General features: G+C 70.7%; 16 protein-coding genes. 14 read left to right on the top strand and 2 right to left on the bottom strand.

The window, feature by feature from the left end; all coding sequences use genetic code 11:
- Positions 1 to 19 precede the first annotated feature (19 nt).
- From OG257_RS06985 to OG257_RS06920, 14 genes are all read left to right on the top strand, one after another.
- Positions 20 to 1,546 carry a sugar ABC transporter ATP-binding protein gene (locus tag OG257_RS06985; protein ID WP_329205707.1) on the top strand — a complete coding sequence of 509 codons (1,527 nt, stop codon included), beginning with the start codon at positions 20 to 22 and terminating at the stop codon, positions 1,544 to 1,546.
- The gene (locus tag OG257_RS06980; protein WP_329205706.1) at positions 1,543 to 2,595 is read left to right on the top strand and encodes an ABC transporter permease; all 1,053 of its coding nucleotides are present in this window, start codon (positions 1,543 to 1,545) and stop codon (positions 2,593 to 2,595) included. The genes OG257_RS06985 and OG257_RS06980 overlap by 4 nt, the downstream gene beginning before the upstream one ends.
- 70 nt (positions 2,596 to 2,665) lie before the next feature.
- Positions 2,666 to 3,703: a substrate-binding domain-containing protein gene (locus OG257_RS06975; RefSeq protein WP_329205705.1), complete on the top strand. Its 1,038-nt coding sequence runs from the start codon at positions 2,666 to 2,668 to the stop codon at positions 3,701 to 3,703.
- Between the two features lie 47 nt (positions 3,704 to 3,750).
- Positions 3,751 to 4,989, top strand: a complete 1,239-nt coding sequence (locus tag OG257_RS06970; RefSeq protein WP_329205703.1) for a Gfo/Idh/MocA family protein — start codon at positions 3,751 to 3,753, stop codon at positions 4,987 to 4,989.
- 12 nt (positions 4,990 to 5,001) lie between these two features.
- Positions 5,002 to 6,006 (top strand): sugar phosphate isomerase/epimerase family protein, encoded by a 1,005-nt coding sequence (locus OG257_RS06965; protein ID WP_329205702.1) that lies wholly within the window; start codon positions 5,002 to 5,004, stop codon positions 6,004 to 6,006.
- Between the two features lie 389 nt (positions 6,007 to 6,395).
- Positions 6,396 to 10,094, top strand: a complete 3,699-nt coding sequence (locus OG257_RS06960) for a ThuA domain-containing protein (RefSeq protein WP_329205700.1) — start codon at positions 6,396 to 6,398, stop codon at positions 10,092 to 10,094.
- 97 nt (positions 10,095 to 10,191) lie between these two features.
- A complete protein-coding gene (locus OG257_RS06955) occupies positions 10,192 to 11,310 on the top strand; it encodes an inositol-3-phosphate synthase (RefSeq protein ID WP_329205697.1) in 1,119 nt (372 codons plus the stop codon).
- On the top strand, positions 11,307 to 12,479 hold the full coding sequence (locus OG257_RS06950) for an SCO3242 family prenyltransferase (RefSeq protein WP_443054318.1): 1,173 nt from the start codon (positions 11,307 to 11,309) through the stop codon (positions 12,477 to 12,479). The genes OG257_RS06955 and OG257_RS06950 overlap by 4 nt, the downstream gene beginning before the upstream one ends.
- Entirely contained in the window at positions 12,476 to 13,339 is an 864-nt protein-coding gene (locus OG257_RS06945; protein WP_329205695.1) for a sugar phosphate isomerase/epimerase family protein, read from the top strand. Before OG257_RS06950 ends, OG257_RS06945 begins: the two co-directional genes overlap by 4 nt.
- Positions 13,333 to 13,956 carry an EboA domain-containing protein gene (locus OG257_RS06940; RefSeq protein WP_329205693.1) on the top strand — a complete coding sequence of 208 codons (624 nt, stop codon included), beginning with the start codon at positions 13,333 to 13,335 and terminating at the stop codon, positions 13,954 to 13,956. The genes OG257_RS06945 and OG257_RS06940 overlap by 7 nt, the downstream gene beginning before the upstream one ends.
- Entirely contained in the window at positions 13,956 to 14,804 is an 849-nt protein-coding gene (locus OG257_RS06935; protein ID WP_329205691.1) for a TatD family hydrolase, read from the top strand. The genes OG257_RS06940 and OG257_RS06935 overlap by 1 nt, the downstream gene beginning before the upstream one ends.
- 4 nt (positions 14,805 to 14,808) lie before the next feature.
- The gene (eboE, locus tag OG257_RS06930; RefSeq protein ID WP_329205690.1) at positions 14,809 to 15,984 is read left to right on the top strand and encodes a metabolite traffic protein EboE; all 1,176 of its coding nucleotides are present in this window, start codon (positions 14,809 to 14,811) and stop codon (positions 15,982 to 15,984) included.
- Complete coding sequence (locus tag OG257_RS06925) at positions 15,981 to 17,363, top strand: alkaline phosphatase family protein (protein ID WP_329205688.1); 1,383 nt, start codon at positions 15,981 to 15,983, stop codon at positions 17,361 to 17,363. The genes eboE and OG257_RS06925 overlap by 4 nt, the downstream gene beginning before the upstream one ends.
- A gap of 40 nt (positions 17,364 to 17,403) precedes the next feature.
- The gene (locus OG257_RS06920) at positions 17,404 to 18,459 is read left to right on the top strand and encodes a sugar phosphate isomerase/epimerase family protein (RefSeq protein WP_329205686.1); all 1,056 of its coding nucleotides are present in this window, start codon (positions 17,404 to 17,406) and stop codon (positions 18,457 to 18,459) included.
- Between the two features lie 73 nt (positions 18,460 to 18,532).
- Here the strand turns inward: OG257_RS06920 and OG257_RS06915 are convergent, their stop codons facing one another.
- Together OG257_RS06915 and OG257_RS06910 are read right to left on the bottom strand one after the other, a co-directional pair.
- Positions 18,533 to 19,924: an OFA family MFS transporter gene (locus tag OG257_RS06915; protein ID WP_329205684.1), complete on the bottom strand. Its 1,392-nt coding sequence runs from the start codon at positions 19,922 to 19,924 to the stop codon at positions 18,533 to 18,535.
- Positions 19,925 to 20,050: 126 nt separating this feature from the next.
- Positions 20,051 to 22,207 carry an acetate--CoA ligase family protein gene (locus OG257_RS06910; protein WP_329205683.1) on the bottom strand — a complete coding sequence of 719 codons (2,157 nt, stop codon included), beginning with the start codon at positions 22,205 to 22,207 and terminating at the stop codon, positions 20,051 to 20,053.
- Positions 22,208 to 22,209 lie beyond the last annotated feature (2 nt).

Here is a 22,209-nt window from a genome sequence, read left to right as displayed (position 1 = left end):
GTTCGCCGAGGGGATCGTCATGGCACCCGAACCACCCCTGCTCACGATGTCAGGCATCACCAAGTCCTTCCCCGGCGTGCGCGCCCTCGACGGTGTGGACCTCGAGGTCCAGGCCGGCGAAGTCCACTGCCTCCTCGGCCAGAACGGCGCCGGCAAGTCCACCCTCATCAAGGTGCTGGCCGGGGCCCACCAGCCCGACGGCGGCGCCATCACCTGGCGCGGCGAGCCCGTCTCGCTCTCCTCGCCCATCGCCGCCATGCGCCTCGGAATCGCGACCATCTACCAGGAACTCGACCTGGTCGAGGGGCTGTCGGTCGCCGAGAACATCTTCCTCGGCCATGAGCCGACCTCCGCGGGCTTCGTGGTCCGCACCCGCGAGGGCCGCACCGCGGCCGCCGAACTGCTCGCGCGCCTCGGCCACCCGGAGATCGACCCCGCCCGTGAGGTCGGCGACCTCTCCGCCGCCCACCAGCAGATCGTCTCCATGGCGCGGGCGCTCTCCCACGACGTACGGCTCATCGTGATGGACGAGCCCTCCGCCGCCCTCGACCCCGACGAGGTCGACAACCTCTTCCGGATCGTCGACGGTCTCACCGCCGAGGGTGTCGCCGTCGTCTACATCTCCCACCGGCTCGAGGAGATCCGCCGCATCGGCGACCGGGTGACCGTCCTCAAGGACGGCCGGGCCGTGGCCGTCGGCCTCCCCGCCAAGTCGACACCCACGCGCGACGTCGTGGCCCTGATGACGGGCCGCAATGTCGAGTACGTGTTCCCCGAGCGGCCCGGGCACTCGACGGAACAGGCCGTCGCGGAGCCCGTACTGAAGGTCGAAGGGCTGTCCAGGAAGGGCGAGTTCGCGCCCGTCGACCTGGAGCTCAGGCCCGGCGAGATCGTCGGCCTGGCCGGACTCGTCGGCTCGGGGCGCTCCGAGATCCTGGAGACCATCTACGGCGCCCGCAAGCCCACGGCGGGGCGGGTCACCGTGGCCGGGAAACCCCTGCGACCGGGAAGCGTCCGCGCGGCCGTCGCCGCCGGGATCGGCCTCGCACCCGAGGAACGCAAGGCGCAGGCACTGCTGTTGACCGAGTCGGTCACCCGCAACGTCTCCCTCTCCTCCCTGTCCCGCTTCTCGCGCGGCGGCTGGGTCGACCGGGGCGCCGAGCGGAAGGCGGCACGGACCGCCACCCGCGAACTCTCCCTGCGCCCGGACCACCCGGACGCCGCCGTCCGCACCCTCTCCGGCGGCAACCAGCAGAAGGCGGTCCTGGCCCGCTGGCTGCTGCGCGGCTGCCGGGTCCTCCTGCTCGACGAACCCACCCGTGGTGTCGACGTCGGCGCGCGCGCCGAGCTCTACGCCGTGATCCGCCGGCTGGCCGACGAAGGCCTCGCCGTTCTGCTCGTCTCCAGCGAAGTGCCCGAAGTGCTGGGCCTCGCCGACCGGGTGCTGGTGCTCCGCGAGGGCCACGTCGTGCACACGGCGGACGCCCGGGAGCTCGACGAGCACCGCGTACTCGACCTCGTCATGGAAGGGAGCCCGACGTCATGACACAGCCCGCACCGTCGGCGCAGCACCACGGGCCGGACAAGGGGACCCTGCCCGGCCCCTCCGCCGCGCCGCCCTCGAAGCAGAGCGGTGGCCTGCGCGCACTCGGCCTGCGCGCCGACGTCCGCAACCTCTCGCTGCTCGGCGTACTCCTCGCCCTGGTGGCAGTCGGTGGCCTCACCGAACCCGAGGCGTTCCTGGACACCGGGAACCTCCAGCTGATCCTGACCCAGTCGTCCGTCATCGGTGTCGTCACCGTCGGCATGACCCTCGTCATCATCGGCGGCGGCATCGACCTGTCGGTCGGCGCGATGGTCGCACTCGCCTCCGTGTGGGCGACGACGCTGGCCACCCAGGAGTTCGGCTTCGCGGGAATCCTGTTCACCGCCGTGATCGTCGGACTGGCCGCCGGACTCGTCAACGGGGTCCTGATCGCCTACGGGCGCATGGTCCCGTTCATCGCGACGCTGGCCATGCTCGCCTCGGCCCGCGGTCTCGCCCTGCAGATCACGGACGGCAAGACACAGATCGTCACCGTGCCCTCCGTTCTCGACCTGGGTCTTCCCGACTCGTACGTCCTCGGGATCCCGCCCCTGGTCCTGGTCTTCGCCGCGGTCACCGTGGCCGGCTGGCTGATCCTGAACCGGACCACCTTCGGACGCCGTACGGTCGCCGTCGGAGGCAACGCGGAAGCGGCACGGCTCGCCGGCATCGACGTACGCCGCCAGCGGCTCTACCTGTACCTGCTCTCCGGCCTGTGCTGCGGCATCGCCGCCTTCATGCTGATCATCCTGTCCGGCTCCGGCCAGAACACCAACGGCAACCTCTACGAACTCGACGCGATCGCCGCCGCGATCATCGGCGGCACCCTGCTCAGCGGCGGCCGCGGCACGATCGTCGGCTCCGTCCTGGGCGTCCTCGTCTTCACCACCATCACCAACATCTTCGCGCTCAACAACCTGCAGAGCGATGTCCAGCAGATCGCCAAGGGCGCGATCATCGTCGCCGCCGTCCTGGTCCAGCACCGCACGACGCGCCACGGCGAGACCTGACACACCCCCGTCTCCTCACCACCCACCCGCTGTTCCGTATGCCACGCACCGGATGAAGGGTTTGACAGCCATGCCAGAAACCAGCCGCAGAGGACTGCTCTTCGGTACCGCAGCCGTCTCCGCGGGCGCCTTCCTCACCGCCTGTACCAGCAACGAGCCGAAGGAGAAGGCGGCAGCACAGACCAACGTGCCCGCTGCCGACGACAAGCCCGGCAAGCCCGTCACCATCGGCTTCGCCGGCCCGCAGGCCGACCACGGCTGGCTCAACGCGATCAACGTCAACGCCAAGTCGCGGGCGGAGAAGTACTCCGAGGTGACCCTGGAGATCACCGAGGGCTCCAACGACACCGCCGCCCAGATCGGCCAGGTCAAGACCCTCATCAACAAGAAGGTCGACGTCCTCGTCATCCTCCCCGCCGACGGCAAGGCGCTCACCCAGGTGGGCCTCGAGGCCATGAAGGCGGGCATCCCCGTCGTCAACCTGGACCGGATCTTCGCCTCTCCGCAGGCCTACCGCTGCTGGGTCGGCGGCGACAACTACGGCATGGGCCTCAACGCCGGGCACTACATCGGTGAACAGCTCAAGGGGAAGTCGAACGCCAAGGTCGTCGAGCTCGCGGGCATCGACAACCTGGAGCTCACCAAGCAGCGCAGCCAGGGCTTCGCCGACGCCCTCAAGAACTACTCCAACATCAAGCTGGTGGCCCGTCAGGCCGCCGAGTTCACCGTCGAGTCGGGCCAGGCGAAGATGGCCCAGCTCCTGCAGGCGCAGAAGCAGTTCGACGCCCTGTGGAACCACGACGACGACCAGGGCGTGGGCGCGCTGCGCGCCATCGAGCAGGCCGGCCGCGACGAGTTCATCATGGTCGGCGGCGCCGGGGCCAAGTCGGCCATGGACGCCATCAAGGCCGGCAACAGCGTCCTCAAGGCCACCGTGCTGTACCCGCCGACGATGGCCGCGTCCGCGATCGACCTGGCGCGTGCTCTCGGCCAGGGCAAGGGCGTCTCGGGCCTCTCCGAAATGGAGATCCCGACCTCCCTCACCCTCTACTCGGCCGTGGTCACCAAGGACAACATCGACCAGTACCTGCCGACGGGCTTCAGCTGATCCCGCACCGCCGCCGCCACCGAACCACCGACGAGGAGGAAGTCCGCATGGCCCGTAGGGAAGAGACGGAGCAGGAGCCCGCAGCTCCGCCGCCGGTACAGCAGCCGACGGCGACGCTCGGGGTCGGCATGGTCGGTTACGCGTTCATGGGCGCCGCCCACTCACAGGGTTGGCGCACCGCGGGACACGTCTTCGACCTGCCGATGAGACCCGCTCTCGCCGCGATCTGCGGACGCGACCGTACGGCCGTCGAGGCCGCCGCCGCCCGGCACGGCTGGGCGGCGGCGGAGACCGACTGGCGCGCGATGATCGCCCGGGACGATGTGCAGCTCGTGGACATCTGCACCCCCGGCGACAGCCATGCGGAGATCGCCATCGCCGCCCTCGACGCGGGCAAGCACGTGCTGTGCGAGAAGCCGCTCGCCAACACGGTGGCCGAGGCGGAGGCCATGGTGGCGGCCGCCGAGCGGGCGGCGGCGCGCGGCCAGGTGGCGATGGTGGGCTTCAACTACCGCAAGGTGCCCGCCGTCACCTATGCCCGCACGCTCATCGCGGAGGGGCGGCTCGGCGCTCTGCGACACGTACGGGCCACCTACCTCCAGGACTGGCTGGTCGACCCGGAGTCGCCGCTCACCTGGCGGCTCGAGCGGGAGCACGCCGGATCCGGCGCGCTGGGGGACCTCGGGGCGCACATCGTGGACCTCGCCCAGTACCTGACGGGCGAGCTGCTGGTCGGCGTGTCGGCGGTGAGCGAGACGTTCGTACGCGAACGCCCCCTGCTCGCCGGCTCCTCGGCCGGTCTCTCGGGCGCCGCGGACGGTACCGCGCGGGGGGCGGTCACCGTCGACGACGCCGCGCTGTTCACGGGGCGGCTGGCCTCCGGTGCGCTGGCCTCCTTCGAGGCGACGCGGATGGCGGCCGGCCGCAAGAACGCCCTGCGGCTGGAGATCAACGGGGAACGGGGCTCGCTCGCCTTCGACCTGGAACGGCTCAACGAGCTCTCCTTCCACGACCACACCGAGCCCGCCACCTCGGCCGGGTTCCGGCGGATCCTCGTCACCGAGCCCGAGCACCCCTACCTCGAGGCGTGGTGGCCGCCGGGCCATGCGCTCGGCTACGAGCACACGTTCGTCCACCAGGCCCGCGACGTGGTGCGGACGATCGCCGAAGGGGCCGCGCCCGTACCGTCGTTCGCCGACGGGCTCCAGGTGCAGCGGGTGCTCGCAGCCGTCGAGGAGAGCGCCGAGAAGAACTCCGTGCACACCCCGGTACCGGTCCCGTTCTAGGAGGTCCCGCACATGCCCCGCCCCTTCACACTCTTCACCGGCCAGTGGGCCGACCTGCCGCTGGAGGAGGTCTGCCGGCTGGCCCGGGACTTCGGCTACGACGGGCTCGAACTCGCCTGCTGGGGAGACCACTTCGAGGTCGACAAGGCGCTCTCCGACCCCGGCTACCTCGACGGGCGGCACCGGCTGCTCGACAAGTACGGCCTCAAGTGCTGGGCGGTCTCCAACCACCTGGTGGGCCAGGCCGTCTGCGACAGCCCGATCGACGAGCGCCACCAGGGGATCCTCCCCGCCCGGATCTGGGGGGACGGGGAGCCCGAGGGCGTGCGCCGGCGGGCCGCCGAGGAGATCAAGAACACGGCCCGCGCGGCGTCCGCGTTCGGCGTCGACACGGTCATCGGCTTCACCGGGTCGTCGATCTGGCACCTGGTCGCCATGTTTCCCCCGGTGCCGCCGCACATGATCGAACGCGGCTACGAGGACTTCGCGGAGCGGTGGAACCCGATCCTGGACGTCTTCGACGCCGAGGGCGTGCGCTTCGCCCATGAGGTGCACCCGAGCGAGATCGCGTACGACTACTGGACCACGCACCGCGCCCTGGAGGCCGTCGGCCACCGCCCCGCGTTCGGGCTGAACTTCGACCCGAGCCACTTCGTGTGGCAGGACCTCGACCCGGTCGGCTTCCTGTACGACTTCCGGGACCGGATCTACCACGTGGACTGCAAGGAGGCCCGCAAGCGCCTCGACGGGCGCAACGGCAGGCTCGGCTCCCATCTGCCGTGGGGCGATCCCCGGCGCGGCTGGGACTTCGTCTCCGCGGGGCACGGCGACGTGCCGTGGGAGGACGTGTTCCGGATGCTGCGGTCCATCGACTACCAGGGACCCGTCTCCGTCGAGTGGGAGGACGCGGGAATGGACCGCCTGACCGGTGCCCCGGAAGCGCTCGCCTCGCTGAAGCGGTTCGACTTCGACCCGCCGAGCGCGTCGTTCGACGCCGCGTTCGGGGGCGGCGACTGAGAGGTCCGGGCTCCGTCCCGGACCCGTTCCGCCCCTGCCGGGGAGGCCCGACGCGCAGCCCGGACACGTGAGGTGCCGCACGGCACCTCACGCGGGCCGCCGCATCGGGCCTGCCCGGCGACCACAGCCCGCGGTATCCGCACACCGCCGCCGGGCCGCCTCGCCCTGCCCCCGCACCGCTTTGTCCTGCCAGAGGAAAAAGGCCGATCCGAGTGCTGCGTAAGGGCTTTCCGTCCCGGACGAACAGGTCTACCGTCCCCTAGGTGTACACAGCATGACTCGCGTAACCCGGGTCCCTCACGGCGCCCCGGGGTCACGAGCGCGGCAGTCCCCGCGCGAAACGTACGGATCCACCCGCCCGTACAACCGGCACTCTCCGGAGGACGCACGTGCACAGAAGCAGCAGACGGCTCCGCGCCCGCAAAACACTCGCTCTCCTGACCGGCGGACTGCTCGCAGCCGCCACCCTCACCCTGGGGTCCTCGCCCGCGGCCACCGCCGACGCACCGGCCGCCCCGGCCGCCGCCGAGGACTTCCAGCAGGTCACCCTCGCCAAGGGCGTCGCCGAGACCGGCGAACCCATGTCGCTGGCGGTGCTCCCCGACCGCAGCGTGCTGCACACCTCCCGCAGCGGAGAGCTGCGCATCACCGACAGCGCCGGCAACACCCGGATCTCCGGCACCATCCCCGTCTACTCGCACGACGAGGAAGGGCTCCAAGGGGTCGGCATCGACCCCGGCTTCGCCGAGAACCGGGCCATCTACCTCTACTACGCCCCGCCGTTGGACACCCCCGCCGGCGACGCGCCGGAGACCGGCGCCGCCGCCGACTTCGCGAAGTTCGACGGTGTGAACCGGCTGTCCCGCTTCGTGCTCAAGGAGGACGGCACCCTCGACAACGCCAGCGAGAAGAAGGTCCTCGACATCCCCGCCAGTCGCGGCATCTGCTGCCACGTCGGCGGCGACATCGACTTCGACGCGCAGGGCAACCTCTACCTGTCGACCGGTGACGACTCCAACCCGTTCGCCTCGGACGGCTTCTCCCCGATCGACGACCGGCCCGACCGCAACCCGGCGTTCGACGCCCGCCGCACCTCGGGCAACACCAATGACCTCCGCGGCAAGATCCTCCGCATCAAGGTCGCGGACGACGGCTCGTACACCGTCCCCGAGGGCAACCTCTTCGCCCCCGGTACGGACAGGACCCGCGCCGAGATCTACGCGATGGGCTTCCGCAATCCCTTCCGCTTCAGCGTCGACAAGGCCACCGGCATCGTCTACGTCGGCGACTACGGCCCCGACGCCGGCGCCGCCGACCCGAACCGCGGACCCGCGGGCCAGGTCGAGTTCGCCCGGGTGACGAAGGCCGGCAACTTCGGCTGGCCCTTCTGCACCGGCGGCAACGACGCCTACAGGGACTACGACTTCGCCACGAAGACCTCCGGACCGGCCTTCGACTGCGCGGCCCCGAAGAACGAGTCGGCCCACAACACCGGCCTGGTCGACCTGCCTCCCGCGCAGGCCGCCTGGATCCCGTACGACGGCGGGTCCGTGCCCGAGTTCGGCACGGGCTCCGAGTCCCCGATGGGCGGGCCCGTCTACCGCTACGACGCGGACCTCGACTCACCGGTCAAGTTCCCCGAGGAGTACGACGGGGACTTCTTCGCCGGTGAGTTCGGACGGCAGTGGATCAAGCGCATCGAGCAGGACGGTGACGGAGCCGTCCAGTCCGTCAACGACATCCCGTGGACCGGGACCCAGGTGATGGACATGGCCTTCGGGCCCGACGGGGCGCTGTACGTCCTGGACTACGGCATCGACTGGTTCGGCGGCGACGAGAACTCCGCCGTGTACCGCATCGAGAACGCGACGGGTGGCCGCTCACCCATCGCCGAGGCCTCCTCCAGCAAGACCTCCGGCATCGCACCGCTGAGGGTGAAGTTCTCCTCGGCGGGCACCACCGACGGGGACGGCGACGCCCTCACCTACGCGTGGGACTTCGGCGACGGCGGAAAGTCCACGGAGGCCAACCCCTCGTACACGTACAAGAAGAACGGCACGTACACCGCCACCGTGACGGCCAAGGACCCGACCGGCCGCACCGGCGCCGCGAGCGTCCATGTGACGGTCGGCAACACCGCACCCGTCGTGAACCTGCAGTTCCCCTCCGACGGGCAGCAGTTCGAGTTCGGGGACGAAGTGCCTTTCAAGGCCACCGTCACCGACCCGGAGGACGGCACCATCGACTGCAGCAAGGTCGTCATCAAGTTCACCCTGGGCCACGACAGCCACGGCCACGACATCACCACGGAGCACGGCTGCGAAGGCACCATCAAGACCGCGATGGAAGGCGGGCACGACCCGAACGCCAACATCTACGGCGGCGTCTCGGCCTCGTACACCGACGGCGGGGGCGGCGGCCAGGCCGCACTCACCGGCCGCGACCAGGCCCAGCTGCAGCCGCGCCACCGCCAGGCCGAGCACTTCGACGACTCCTCCGGCATCACCACACCGGAGAAGGCGAGCGCCCACGGCGGCCGGACCGTCGGAGACATCGACAACGACGACTGGATCTCCTTCACCCCGTACATCCTCGACGGCACCACCAAGCTCACCGCCCGCGTCTCCTCGGCCGGCGCGGGAGGCTTCCTGGAAGTGCGGACCGGATCGCCCACCGGAACGATCCTCGGCTCGGCGCCCGTACCCGTGACCGGCAGCTGGGACACCTTCCAGGACATCGACGTGCCCCTGCGCGGTGCACCCAAGAAGGCCACCGAGCTCTTCCTGGTCTTCAAGGGCGGCGCCGGAGCGCTCTACGACGTCGACGACTTCGAGCTCTCCAACAGCGCCCCCGACCGGACCGCCAAGCGCGTCCTGGTCTTCTCCAAGACCGGCGGCTTCCGCCACGACTCCATCCCGACGGGCGTCGCCGCACTGAAGGAACTGGGCAAGGACACCAACATCACCGTCGACTCCACCGAGGAGGCCGGCCAGTTCACCACCAGCAACCTGGCGCGGTACGACGCCGTCGTCTTCCTGTCGACGACCGGTGACGTCCTCAACGGCGACCAGCAGAAGGCCTTCGAGAACTACGTGGCCACCGGAGGCGGCTACATGGGCGTCCACGCGGCCGCCGACACCGAGTACGACTGGGAGTTCTACGGCGGGCTCGTCGGCGCGTACTTCGACTCGCACCCGCAGATCCAGCCCGCGACCGTCCGCGTGGAGAACCACGACCACCCGGCGACCGCCCACCTGGACGACGCCTGGGACCGTACGGACGAGTGGTACAACTACCGCACCAACCCGCGGGACAAGGCCCAGGTCCTGGCCACACTGGACGAGACCAGCTACACCGGCGGGAAGATGAAGGGCGACCACCCCATCGCCTGGTGCCAGGCCTACCAGGGCGGCCGCTCCTTCTACACCGGCCTCGGCCACACCAAGGAGTCCTACGCGGAACCCGCCCTGCGCCAGCACCTGCTGGGCGGACTGCGCTACGCCACCGGCCAGGTGAAGGCCGACTGCAAGCCGGACACCGGCTACCGGTCGATCTTCAACGGAAAGACGCTCGAAGGCTGGAAGCAGGGCGGCCCGGGAAGGTTCGCCGTCACCGACGGTGAGCTGCGCTCCGAGGGCGGCATGGGGCTGCTGACCTACCAGGCCAAGGAGCTGAAGTCGTACTCGCTGAAGCTCGACTGGAAGATGGCGGGCGACGACAACTCCGGCATCTTCGTCGGCTTCCCGGAGTCCGACGACCCCTGGTCCGCGGTGAACAACGGCTACGAGATCCAGATCGACGCCACGGACGCCGCCGACCGCACCACCGGGGCCGTCTACACCTTCAAATCGGCCAACATCAAAGCCCGTGACCAGGTCCTGCGGCCTCCCGGGCAATGGAACAGCTACGAGATCCGGGTCCAGGGCGAACGTCTCCAGATCTTCCTCAACGGAGTGAAGATCAACGACTTCACCAACACCGACCCGGTGCGCAGCCTGAAGGACGGCTACATCGGCCTGCAGAACCACGGGGCCGACGACCAGGTGTCCTTCCGCAACATCCAGCTGAAGGAGCTGCCCTCCACGTAGGGCGGCCACCCTCTGCCGACGGCGGGCGGGGGAGGCTCACACACCTTCCCCCGCCCGCCGTCCTCCACCCCTCTTCATCCCCCCAGGGAGGCAGCCCGTGACCGCACATGCCGTTCGTACCGGAGTCTGGTTCATCGGAGCACGCGGCTCCGTCGCCACCACCGCCACCGCGGGGTGCGCCGCCATCGCCGCGGGCCTGCACCCGCCGACCGGCATGGTCACCGAGACACCCCCCTTCGCAGACAGCGGACTGCCACCCCTGACCTCCCTGGTCTTCGGCGGCCACGACACCATCGACTGCCCGCTGCCCAAGCGGGCCGAGGCCCTCGCGGCCGGAGAGGTCCTCCCGTACGGACTGCCGTCCGCCGTCCGGGCCGAACTCGCCGCCGCGGACGCCGAGATACGCCCCGGGGGACCCCTCCCCGGCGACACCCGCTCCGACGAGGAACTCATCACGGCCTTCGCCGCGGACCTCGACGACTTCGCCCGCCGCCACGCACTCGCCCGCACGGTCGTCATCAACGTCGCCTCGACCGAACCGGCACCGGGCGAGGACGCCACCCGCCTGCCCGCCAGCTCCCTCTACGCGGCGGCAGCCCTCCGCGCCGGCTGCCCCTACGTCAACTTCACCCCGTCCACGGGGCTGCGCAGCCCCGCACTCCAGGACGCCGTCGACTCCTGCGGACTTCCTCACGCGGGACGCGACGGCAAAACAGGCCAGACGCTGCTCCGTTCCGTGCTCGCCCCGATGTTCGTGCAGCGCGCCCTGCCGGTACGGGCATGGTCGGGCACGAACCTCCTGGGCGGCGGGGACGGAGCGGCGCTGGCCGACCCGGCCGCCGCGGCGGCGAAGAACGCCGGCAAGGAACGCGTACTGGCCGACACGCTCGGGGCGGCTCCCGAGGGCGAGGTCCACATCGACGACGTCCCCGCGATGGGCGACTGGAAGACCGCTTGGGACCACATCGCGTTCGACGGCTTCCTCGGCTCGCGGATGATCCTTCAGACGATCTGGCAGGGCTGCGACTCGGCGTTGGCCGCCCCACTCGTCCTGGACCTGGCCCGGCTGATGGCCCGCGCCCAAGAGAGCGGGCTGACGGGGGCGCGCCCGGAGCTGGGCTTCTACTTCAAGGACCCGGACGGCGGCCCGGCCGCGCTGTCCGAGCAGTACGCGGTGCTGCTGGCCTTCGCCGAGCGGCTGCGGGCGGCCCTGTGAGGCCGCTCCGGCTGTTCGCGACGCTGACGGGAGTGCCCGCACTGCTCGGTGCAAGGAGCACTCGGAGTGTCCGGAGCACCGGCCGTACCCGGAGCGTGAGCTCACCAGACAGCCTGTCCGGTGTGGGCGGGACTGCGCCCGCACCGGACAGGCCCCCTGCCCGGGTGCCCCTCCGCGCCTGGGCGGAACTGCTCCGGGTGTCGGCCCTGTTCACCGTCCCCGGTGACGCACTCGCCGGGGCGGCTGCCGCCGGCCGGCGCCCCACCCGCGGTACGGCCCTCGCGGTCGGCGCGTCGCTGTGCCTGTACGAGGCGGGCATGGCCCTCAACGACTGGGCCGACCGCGACGAGGACGCCGTCGACCGCCCGCACCGCCCGATCCCGTCCGGCCGGATCGCACCCGGCGCGGCGCTGGCGGCGGCGGGCGTCCTGACAGCCGCGGGTCTGACCCTGGCGGCACGCGCAGGCCGCCCCGCCCTGGCGGTGGCATCCGGCCTGGCAGCCACGGTCTGGGCCTACGACCTGCACCTGAAGCACACGAAGGCGGGCCCGGCAGCCATGGCGGCGGCCCGCACACTGGACCTCCTGCTCGGCGCGACGGCCACGGGTCCGGCCACGGCTGCGACGACGGCACCGACAGCGGCCACGGCGACGGGGGCAGCGGAACGAGGGGCCACCCGCGCCGCACTCCCCGCCGCACTCCTGCTCGGGGGGCACACCTACTCGGTCACCGCCGTCTCCCGCCACGAGGCGCAGGGCGGGTCCACGGCAGTGCCCCTCGCGGCGCTCGCGGCGACCATGGCGCTCGGCGCCGCCGTCGTACGCGAGCGAAGGGGCGACCAAGGCCCACCGCAGTTCACGGCAGCGGGCGCGGCGGGCGGGGCAGAGGAACCACCCCGATCACCCCTCCGCCCCCGGGCCGCCACCGACCGGCTCCTGCTCACCACCTTCGCCGGGGCCTACCTCCGTACCGCCGCGCCACCCCTGCTCCACGCCGCCCTCAACCCGTCCCCGCCCCTCACCCAGCGCGCTGTCGGCGGCGGCATCCGGGCGATGATCCCGCTGCAGGCCGCGCTGGCCGTCCGGGCCGGGGCGCCCTTCGCCGGGCTCGCCGTCATGGGACTCGTCCCCCTCGCCCGCACGCTCGCACGGAAGGTGAGCCCCACATGACCCTCCGCCTCGGCTACGGCACCAACGGCCTGACCGACCTCCGCCTCGACGACGCCCTCGGGCTCCTCGCCGACCTCGGGTACGACGGGGTCGGGCTGACCCTCGACCACATGCACCTCGACCCCCTCGCCCCCGACCTCGCCGCCCGCACCCGCCATGTGGCCCACCGGCTCACCGAGTTGGGCCTCGGCGTCACCGTCGAGACCGGCGCCCGCTACGTCCTCGACCCGCGACGCAAACACGGTCCGTCCCTCCTGGACCCCGACCCCGAAGCCCGAGCGGCCCGCACCGCGCTGCTCGTCCGGGCCGTCGACGTCGCCGCCGACCTGGGGGCGCACGCCGTGCACTGCTTCAGCGGCATCACCCCGCCGGGCACCACCACCGACACCGCCTGGCAGCGGCTGACCGACGCACTCGCCCCCGTACTGGACACCGCCACCCGCGCCGGCATCCCCCTCGCCATCGAGCCCGAGCCGGGGCACCTCCTCGCGACACTCGCCGACTTCCACCATCTGCGCACCCTCCTCGGCGACCCGGAACCGCTCGGGATCACCCTCGACATCGGCCACTGCCAGTGCCTGGAACCCGCCCCGCCCGTCGACTGCGTCAAGGCCGCCGCACCCTGGCTGCGCCACGTACAGATCGAGGACATGAGGCGCGGGGTCCACGAACACCTGCCGTTCGGCGACGGCGAGATCGACTTCCCACCCGTGCTCGAAGCCCTCGCCGCCACCGGGTACGGCGGCCTCACCGTCGTGGAGCTGCCGCGCCACTCCCACGCAGGGCCCGAACTCGCCCGCACCTCACTTGAGTTCCTGCGACAGGCCGCCGGAGCCACGAACGGAGCCGCCGCGTGCTGACCAGCCGCAAGGAACTCGACGCCCTGCTGCGCGGAGCGGCCAGAGCCTGGCTCGACGAGGCGCTCGCCGAGGCCGCGCACGCCGCCGCACACCCCGGCACCGACACGGGCACCCCGCCCTGGGAGCTGCGGTTCGCCTCCGCCGGCCGGCACTGCGGACTCGAACACGCCGACTCCGTACGCGCACTGCTGCTCCTCGAAGCCCGAGCCGGACTGCCCGCCGTGACCAGGCTCTACGAACAGGGCACCGCCGCCGAGCGCCGGGCCGTCCTGCTCACCCTGCACCGGCTGGACCTCGGTGCCACCGCCCTTCCGCTCGTGGAGGACGCCCTGCGCACCAACGACACCCGGCTCGTCGCCGCGGCCGTCGGCCCGTACGCCGCGGCCCACCTCGACACGCACGGCTGGCGGCACGCCGTCCTCAAGTGCCTCTTCACCGAGGTCCCCGTCGAGGCGGTCGCCGAGCTCGCCCGCCGCGCCCGCGGCGACGCCGAACTCGCCCGCATGCTCGGCGACTTCGCCGCCGAGCGCACCGCGGCCGGCCGAGCCGTCCCGGTCGGCCTGCGGACCGTCCTCGATCTCACGGCCCCCGCCCCCGCCCCCACGGAGGAGTCCTGATGCGCATCTTCGACCCCCACATCCACATGACCTCCCGCACCACGGACGACTATCAGGCGATGTACGACGCGGGCGTCCGCGCCCTCGTCGAACCCTCCTTCTGGCTCGGCCAGCCCCGCACCTCGCCCGCCAGCTTCTTCGACTACTTCGACGCCCTCCTCGGCTGGGAACCCTTCCGCGCCTCCCAGTACGGCATCGCGCACCACTGCACACTCGCCCTCAACCCGAAGGAGGCGAACGACCCCCGCTGCACGCCCGTCCTCGACGCGCTGCCCCGCTACCTCGTCAAGGACTCCGTCGTCGCCGTCGGGGAGATCGGCTACGACTCCATGACTCCGGCCGAGGACACCGCCCTCGCCACCCAGCTCCAGCTCGCCGCCGACCACGGCCTGCCCGCGCTCGTCCACACCCCGCACCGCGACAAGCTCGCCGGTCTGCACCGCACCATCGACGTCGTCCGCGAATCAGACCTGGCCCCGGAACTCGTCCTGCTCGACCACCTCAACGAGACGACCGTGAAGGACGCCGTCGACAGCGGGTGCTGGGCCGGCTTCTCCATCTACCCGGACACCAAGATGGACGAGGACCGCATGGTCACGATCCTCAGGAACCACGGCACCGACAAGATCCTCGTCAACTCGGCCGCCGACTGGGGCAGGAGCGACCCGCTGAAGACCCGCAAGGTCGCGGACGCCATGCTGAAGGCCGGGTTCACCGAGGACGACGTAGACAAGGTCCTGTGGCGCAACCCGGTGGCCTTCTACGGACAGAGCGGCCGGCTCCAGCTCGACATCGCCGCCCCCGACCCGCTCCACGAGGGCAACTCCATACTCCGCGGCGGGGAGTGACACGATGCGCTTCCGCCACCCCGACGGCTCCGTCGTCCACCTCGCGTACTGCACCAACGTGCATCCGGCGGAGACCCTCGACGGAGTCCGCGCCCAGCTTCGCGACCACTGCGAGCCCGTACGCAGACGGCTCGGGCGCGACCGGCTCGGTATCGGTCTCTGGCTCGCCAAGGACGCCGCCCGCACCCTGATCAACGACCCCTCCGAACTGCGATCCCTGCGGACCGAACTGGAGCACCGCGGCCTCGAAGTGGCGACCCTGAACGGCTTCCCGTACGAGGGGTTCGGGGCCGAGGAGGTCAAGTACCGCGTCTACACACCGGACTGGACCGACCCCGAACGGCTCGCCCACACCACCGACCTCGCCAGGCTCCTCGCCGCCCTGCTGCCCGACGACGTCACCGAGGGCACCATCTCCACCCTGCCGATCGCCTGGCGCACCCCGTACGCCGCCGATCCCACGGCGGCAGGCATCGCGCAGAAGGCGCTCACCACGCTCGCACAGCGGCTCGACGCCCTCGCCGAACTCACCGGGAAGTCCATCAGGATCGGCCTCGAACCCGAGCCGGGCTGCACCGTGGAGACCACCGCCGACGCCATCGCGCCCCTGACCGCCGTGGGCCACGACCGCATCGGCATCTGCGTCGACACCTGCCACCTCGCCACCTCCTTCGAAGACCCGGACACCGCACTCGACGCCCTGTCCGCGGCCGGGGTGCCCGTCGCGAAGGCCCAGCTCTCCGCGGCCCTGCACGCGGAGCACCCCCACCTGCCCGAGGTGCGCAGCGCACTGGCCGCCTTCGCCGAACCGCGCTTCCTGCACCAGACACGGACCCTCACCGCCGCGGGCCTGCGGGGGACCGACGACCTCGACGAGGCCCTGACCGGCGGGACACTCCCCGACAGCACCCCCTGGCGCTCCCACTTCCACGTACCGCTGCACGCACCCCCGGCGCCCCCGCTCACCTCCACGCTCCCCGTGCTCCAGTCCGTGCTGACCCGGCTCGTCGGCGGCCAAAAGCCCCTGACGCGGCACCTCGAGGTCGAGACGTACACCTGGCAGGCACTCCCGGCGGAGCTGCGGCCCCGAACCCGCGCCCAGCTCGCCGACGGCATCGCCAGTGAACTCACCCTCGCCCGCGACCTCCTGGTCGACCTCGGACTCAAGGAGCTGCCATGACCGCCGACCCCACCCCGCTCCTGGTCCTCGACGTCGTGGGCCTCACCCCCCAGCTCCTGGAACACATGCCGAACCTGCGGGCCATGGCGGCAACCGGTGTGCAGGCACCCCTGTCCACCGTCCTGCCCGCCGTGACCTGCGCCGCCCAGTCCACCTTCCTCACCGGCACCACCCCCGCCGAGCACGGCATCGTCGCCAACGGCTGGTACTTCCGCGAGCTCGGCGACGTCCTGCTGTGGCGCCAGCACAACGGCCTCGTCGAGGGCGACAAGCTCTGGGACGCCGCCCGCCGCGCCCACCCCGGGTACACCGTCGCCAACATCTGCTGGTGGTACGCGATGGGCGCCGACACCGACTGGACCGTCACCCCCCGACCCGTGTACTACGCCGACGGCCGCAAGGAGCCCGACTGCTACACCCGGCCGCCCACCCTGCACGACGAGCTCACCGAGAAGCTCGGCACCTTCCCGCTCTTCCACTTCTGGGGTCCGGGCGCCGATCTCGTCTCCTCGCAGTGGATCATCGACGCGACCCGGCACATCATCGCCACCCGCAACCCGGACCTGGCCCTGTGCTACCTCCCGCACCTCGACTACGACCTCCAGCGCTACGGCCCGGACGACCCCCGCTCCCACCGGGCGGCGACCGACCTCGACCGGGCCGTGGCACCCCTCATCGAGGACGCACGCGCCGAGGGCCGCACCGTCGTCGCGCTCTCCGAGTACGGGATCACCCGTGTCGACCGGCCCGTCGACATCAACCGCGCCCTGCGCCGCGCCGGGCTGCTGGAGGTCCACACCCAGGACGGCATGGAGTACCTCGACCCGATGGCCTCCCGGGCCTTCGCCGTCGCCGACCACCAGCTCGCCCACATCTACGTACGGCGCCCCGAGGACCTCGACGCGACCCGGGAAGCCCTCGCGGACCTGCCCGGCATCGAACAGCTCCTGGACGACGAGGGCAAGAAGGGCAACCACCTCGACCATCCGCGCTCCGGGGAACTCGTCGCCGTCGCGGAGAAGGACGCCTGGTTCACGTACTACTACTGGCTCGACGACGCCCGTGCGCCGGACTTCGCGCAGCTCGTCGAGATCCACCGCAAACCCGGCTACGACCCCGTCGAGCTCTTCATGGACCCCCAGGACCCCTACGTCCGGGTCAAGGCCGTGACAGCGGTCGCCCGCAAGAAGCTCGGGATGCGCTACCGCATGGCGGTCGTCCCCCTGGACCCCTCACCCATTCGCGGCAGCCACGGGCGCCTTCCCACGAGCGACGACGAAGGTCCGCTCATCCTCTGCTCCACCCCCCACGCGTTCACCGGCCGAGTCCAGGCCACCGAAGTGAAGTCCCTGCTCCTCCGGCTTGCCGGACTGCACTGACCATCCGCTCAGCCCGCACACCCACACAGGGAGTTACGTGATGACGAGCCGCACCCCGAAGGACTCCGAACTGGCCCGCAGACTCAGCCGCCGCAACGTCCTGGGCGTCGCCGCCGGAGCCGCCGCCGCGACGCTCCTGGGCGCCGCGACCGCCCAGGCGGCAAGCAGTACGGGTCAAGGGCACGGCCATGGGCACGGCAAGGGCCGTGCCGTCCTGCCCCCCGGCCGCCTCGGAATCCAGCTGTACAGCCTCCGCGACAAGGTCTCCACGCTCGGCTTCGCCCCCGTCTTCGCCGAGCTGGAGAACTACGGCTACGACGAGATCGAGTTCGCCGGATACACCCAGGGCTCGGCCGGCGCCATCACCCTCGCCCAGCTCAGGAAGCTGGCCAAGGACCACGGGCTGAACCCCATCGGCAGCCACGTCGGCTACTACGACGACAACAACCCCGGCGCCTACACCTTCGCCCAGAACCTCACCAAGGTCCTCGACGACGCGGAGGCCCTCGGGCTGAAGCACATCGGCACCGCGTCCGGCCCGTTCCGCTACGGCTCCACCGTGGACGGCTGGAAGCGTGCGGCCGAGGAGTTCAACACGTACGGAGCGGCCGCCCGCAAGCGCGGCATGAAGTTCTACCAGCACAACCACGCGGAGGAGTTCTCCTTCGCCACCGACAAGCCGGGCGTGCGGCTCTACGACGTCCTGCTCGCCGAGACCGACCCCGACCTGGTCTATCTGGAGATGGACATCTACTGGGCGTTCTGCGCGCAGTTCCGCTTCGGCAAGAAGGCCGACGGCACCCCCGCCCCCTTCAACCCCGTCGACTACGTACTCAGGCAGCCCGACCGCTATCCCCTCTTCCACGTCAAGGACGGCACCCGTAACGACTCCGCACGCGACGGCTACGACATGACGGACGTCGGCGACGGAGACATCGACTACAAGACCTTCCTCAGCCGCGTCACCGAGCGGACCCACCGCGGCCGCACCTACCACCACTGGCAGACCGAGCACGACAACCCGGTCGAGTCCTTCGCGTTCGCCCGCAAGTCCAGCGAGCACCTGCACTCCCTCCGGGAGCGCTGCGGCGACTGACGCCCGACGGCACACACGTGTGGGGCCCGGTTCCAGGAACCGGGCCCCACACGTCAGTGCTGCGGGTGGGAGGTCACTCGCTCTCCCGGCTTATCGGGGACGGGTTGGCCTTCACCAGGAGCCGGCCCTTCCGGTCGCGTCCGGGTGCAGCCAGGAACAGGGCGAGGAATCCCGCGAAGAACGAGATGCTGCCCGCCAGGATGAAGGCGCCGTTGAGCCCCCAGGCGTCGACGACCAGGAAGCCCATCCCCGCTCCGAGTCCGGACACGAGCTTGGAGCTGTAGACCATGCCGTAGTTGGTGGCGTTGTTGTTCTCACCGAAGTAGTCCGCGGTCATTGCGGCGAACATCGGGAAGATGGCTCCGCCGCCGAAGCCGGAGACCGCGGAGAAGAACAGGAACAGCGGCAGGCTCTTCAGCTCGGCCGACCAGATGATGCCGAACTGGGCGATTCCCAGGATGACGCAGACGTAGAGCAGGCACTTCTTGCGGCCGTAGAGGTCGGACAGCCAGCCGATGACGCCGCGCCCGGTGCCGTTGACGATCGCCTTGAGCGACATGGCGGTGGCCACGATCCCGGCGGCGAAGCCCGCCTCCTGGCCGATGTCGATCTGGAAGGCGATTCCGAAGATGTTCACGCCGGAGGTACAGGCGAGGCAGCACCACATCAACGCCACGCGGCCGGTCCTCCAGGCCTCGCCCGGGGAGAACTGCTTGACGGCCGGCGGGTTCTTCTCCAGCGAGCGGCGGGCCCGCGGGTCCTCGGGCGGGTTGAGCGGGTCGACGTCGGCGGGCCACCAGTTCTTCGGCGGGTCCCGGAAGAAGAAGCCGGCGCAGGCCACGAGCGCGGCAAGGAAGACGCCCACCGAGACCAGGACCCACTTGAAGTTGGTGATGTCCATGAACCCGGTGAAGATGAAGACGAACGGCACCGATCCGTAGGCGAAACCGCCGTTGACGAAGCCCGTCTTGCCGCCCCTGCGCTCCGGGTACCACTTGCCGACCATGTTGACGCAGGTGGCGTACACCATGCCCGCACCCATGCCGGAGAACACACTGAAGCCGATGTAGGCGAAGATCACGTGCGGCGCGTACGCCAGTGACAGGTAGCCGAGGAGGGTGCCCGTCGCGCCGAGCATCATCGCCCAGCGGGCGGGCAGCCTGCCGGTCTCCCGCAGCCTGCCCGCGGGCATCGCGACCGCGGCCTGGAAGAACACCCAGACGGTCATCATCCAGTAGATGTGACCGCTGTCCCAGTTGTGCGCGTGGTGCAGCGTGTCCTCCGCCGACGCGAACGCGTACTCGGCCGAGCTGATGCCCATCATGCCGACCCACGGCAGGATGACCATCCACTTGCGCTTGCGGCCCATGATGTCGACATCGGTCTCGCCGACGCGGTACATGCGCCCGTTGGCGTCCGTCACCTCCCTGAAGGGGACGGGTGTGGAGATGTGAGTTGTCGTCATTGTCGATCGAACCCCTTGCGTGGAAGAAGTCTGGCCAGCGCCCCCTGCCCGTTCTCACTTCGCGTCGCGCGCGGGGTCCACGGCCGAGCGGTCAGCCGCAGACCCCGTGGTCCGAGTCCTCTCAGGTCATCGCCCACCGCCCAACAGGCCTGCCGCGCGCGCCCACCGGTACTTGGCGCCCAGCACGGCCACCGGCGTCTCCGTGGTGTACGGGTAGGCGACGACACCGTGCTCGTAGAGGTACTGGCACGCCTCCTCCACCTCCGTGTCACCCGCCAGCGACGCCACCACGGGCTTCTCGATGCCCCGCTCCCTGAACTCCTGGACCACCCGGGCCGTCAGTTCGGCGAAGACCATCGGGGGAGTGACGATCGTGTGCCAGTAGCCCAGCACCAGGGCATGGATGCGCGGATCCTCCATCCCCAGCCGGATCGTCGCCTCGTACGTCGAGGGCGGCTCGCCGCCCGTGATGTCGATCGGGTTCCCCGCCGCGCCGAACGGCGGGATGAACGCCTTGAACGCCGCGTCCAGATCGGGCGGAATCTCCATCAGCGAGAGCCCGTTGTCGACGATCGCGTCCGACAACAGCACGCCCGAACCGCCCGCCCCGGTGATGATGACGACGTTGTCGCCCTTGGGTGTCGGCAGTACCGGCAACGCCCTCGCGTACTCGAGCATGTCGTTCAGCCCCGGCGCCCGGATCACCCCCGCCTGCCGCAGGATGTCGTCGTACACCGCGTCGTCGCCGGCCAGCGCGCCCGTGTGCGAACCGGCCGCCTTCGCGCCCGCGGTGGTGCGCCCTGCCTTCAGGACCACGATCGGCTTCTTCGGTACGGTCGCCCGCGCCGCCTCCACGAACGCGCGGCCGTCCTTGAGGTCCTCCAGATGCATGGCGATGCACTGGGTGTTGGGGTCCTCACCGAACCACGTCAGCAGGTCGTCCTCGTCGATGTCCGACTTGTTGCCGAGCCCGACGATCGCCGACACACCGGTCTTCGTCGACCGGGCGAAACCGAGGATCGCCATGCCGATGCCACCGGACTGGGAGGTCAGCGCCACCCCGCCCTTGACGTCGTACGGTGTGCAGAAGGTGGCGCAGAGGTCCTGCCACGTGGAGTAGTAGCCGTAGATGTTCGGGCCCAGCAGCCGCACACCGTACCGCTCGCCGATCGCCACGATCTCGTCCTGCAGCCCCTGTTCGCCGGTCTCGGCGAACCCTGACGGGATGAGCACGGCATTGGGAATCCCCTTGCGCCCCACCTCTTCCAGCGCCGATGCCACGAACTTGGCGGGGATCGCGAAGACCGCCACATCCACCTCACCGGGAACGTCGGTGACACTCTTGTACGCCTTGCGGCCCAGAATGTCATCGGCCCTGGGGTTCACCGGATGGATCTCGCCCGTGAAACCTCCGTCGACGAGGTTGCGCATCACCGAATTGCCGATCTTCCCCTGCTCGTTGGAGGCGCCGATCACGGCGACCGAACGGGGTTCCATCAGCCGGCGCATCGACACGAGGATCTCCTCGCGGCTGTACGTGCGCCGTGCCTTCACCTCCTCGGTGGTCAGCAGGATGCGGATGTCCGCGGCGATCGCACCGTCCGGTGACGCGATCACCGGATTGAGGTCCACCTCCGCGATCTCCGGGAAATCCGTGACCAGCCGGGAGACCCGCCGGATCTGCTCGGCCAGCGCCCACCGGTCGACCGGTGGCGCGCCGCGCACGCCCCGGAGGATCTCCGCGGCGCCGATCGAGTCGAGCATCGACTGCGCCTCGTCCGCGGTGACGGGAGCCAGCCGGAAGGTGATGTCCTTGAGGACCTCCACCAGTACCCCGCCGAGCCCGAACGCGACCACCTTCCCGAACGTCGGGTCGGTGACCGCACCGATGATGACCTCCTGGCCCGGCGGAACGAGCTGCTGGACCTGCACGCCGTCGATCCGGGCGTCCGGTGCGTACGCCTGCGCGTTCTCGACGATCCGGCGGAAGGCGGAACGCACCTCCGCGGCACCCGAGACCCCGACGACGACCCCGCCCGCATCCGTCTTGTGCAGGATGTCGGGGGAGACGATCTTCAGTACGACGGACCCGCCGAGGCGGGCGGCGAACGCCACGGCCTCCTCGACGTCCCGGGCCAGCTCCTCGCCCGGGACGGCGATGCCGTACGCGTCGGCGACGACCTTTCCCTCCGGTGCGGTGAGCGCGCTGCGCCCCTCGCTCCGGACGGCGTCGAGCAGCGCCCGTACCCGTAGCTGTTCCTTCTCTTCGACTGTTCCGGCCATGC

The sequence above is a fragment of the Streptomyces sp. NBC_00683 genome (assembly GCF_036226745.1).
Lineage (GTDB): Bacteria > Actinomycetota > Actinomycetes > Streptomycetales > Streptomycetaceae > Streptomyces.
The sequence above is the reverse complement of the archived record's forward strand: the minus strand, read 5'-3'. Positions and strand labels throughout refer to the sequence as shown.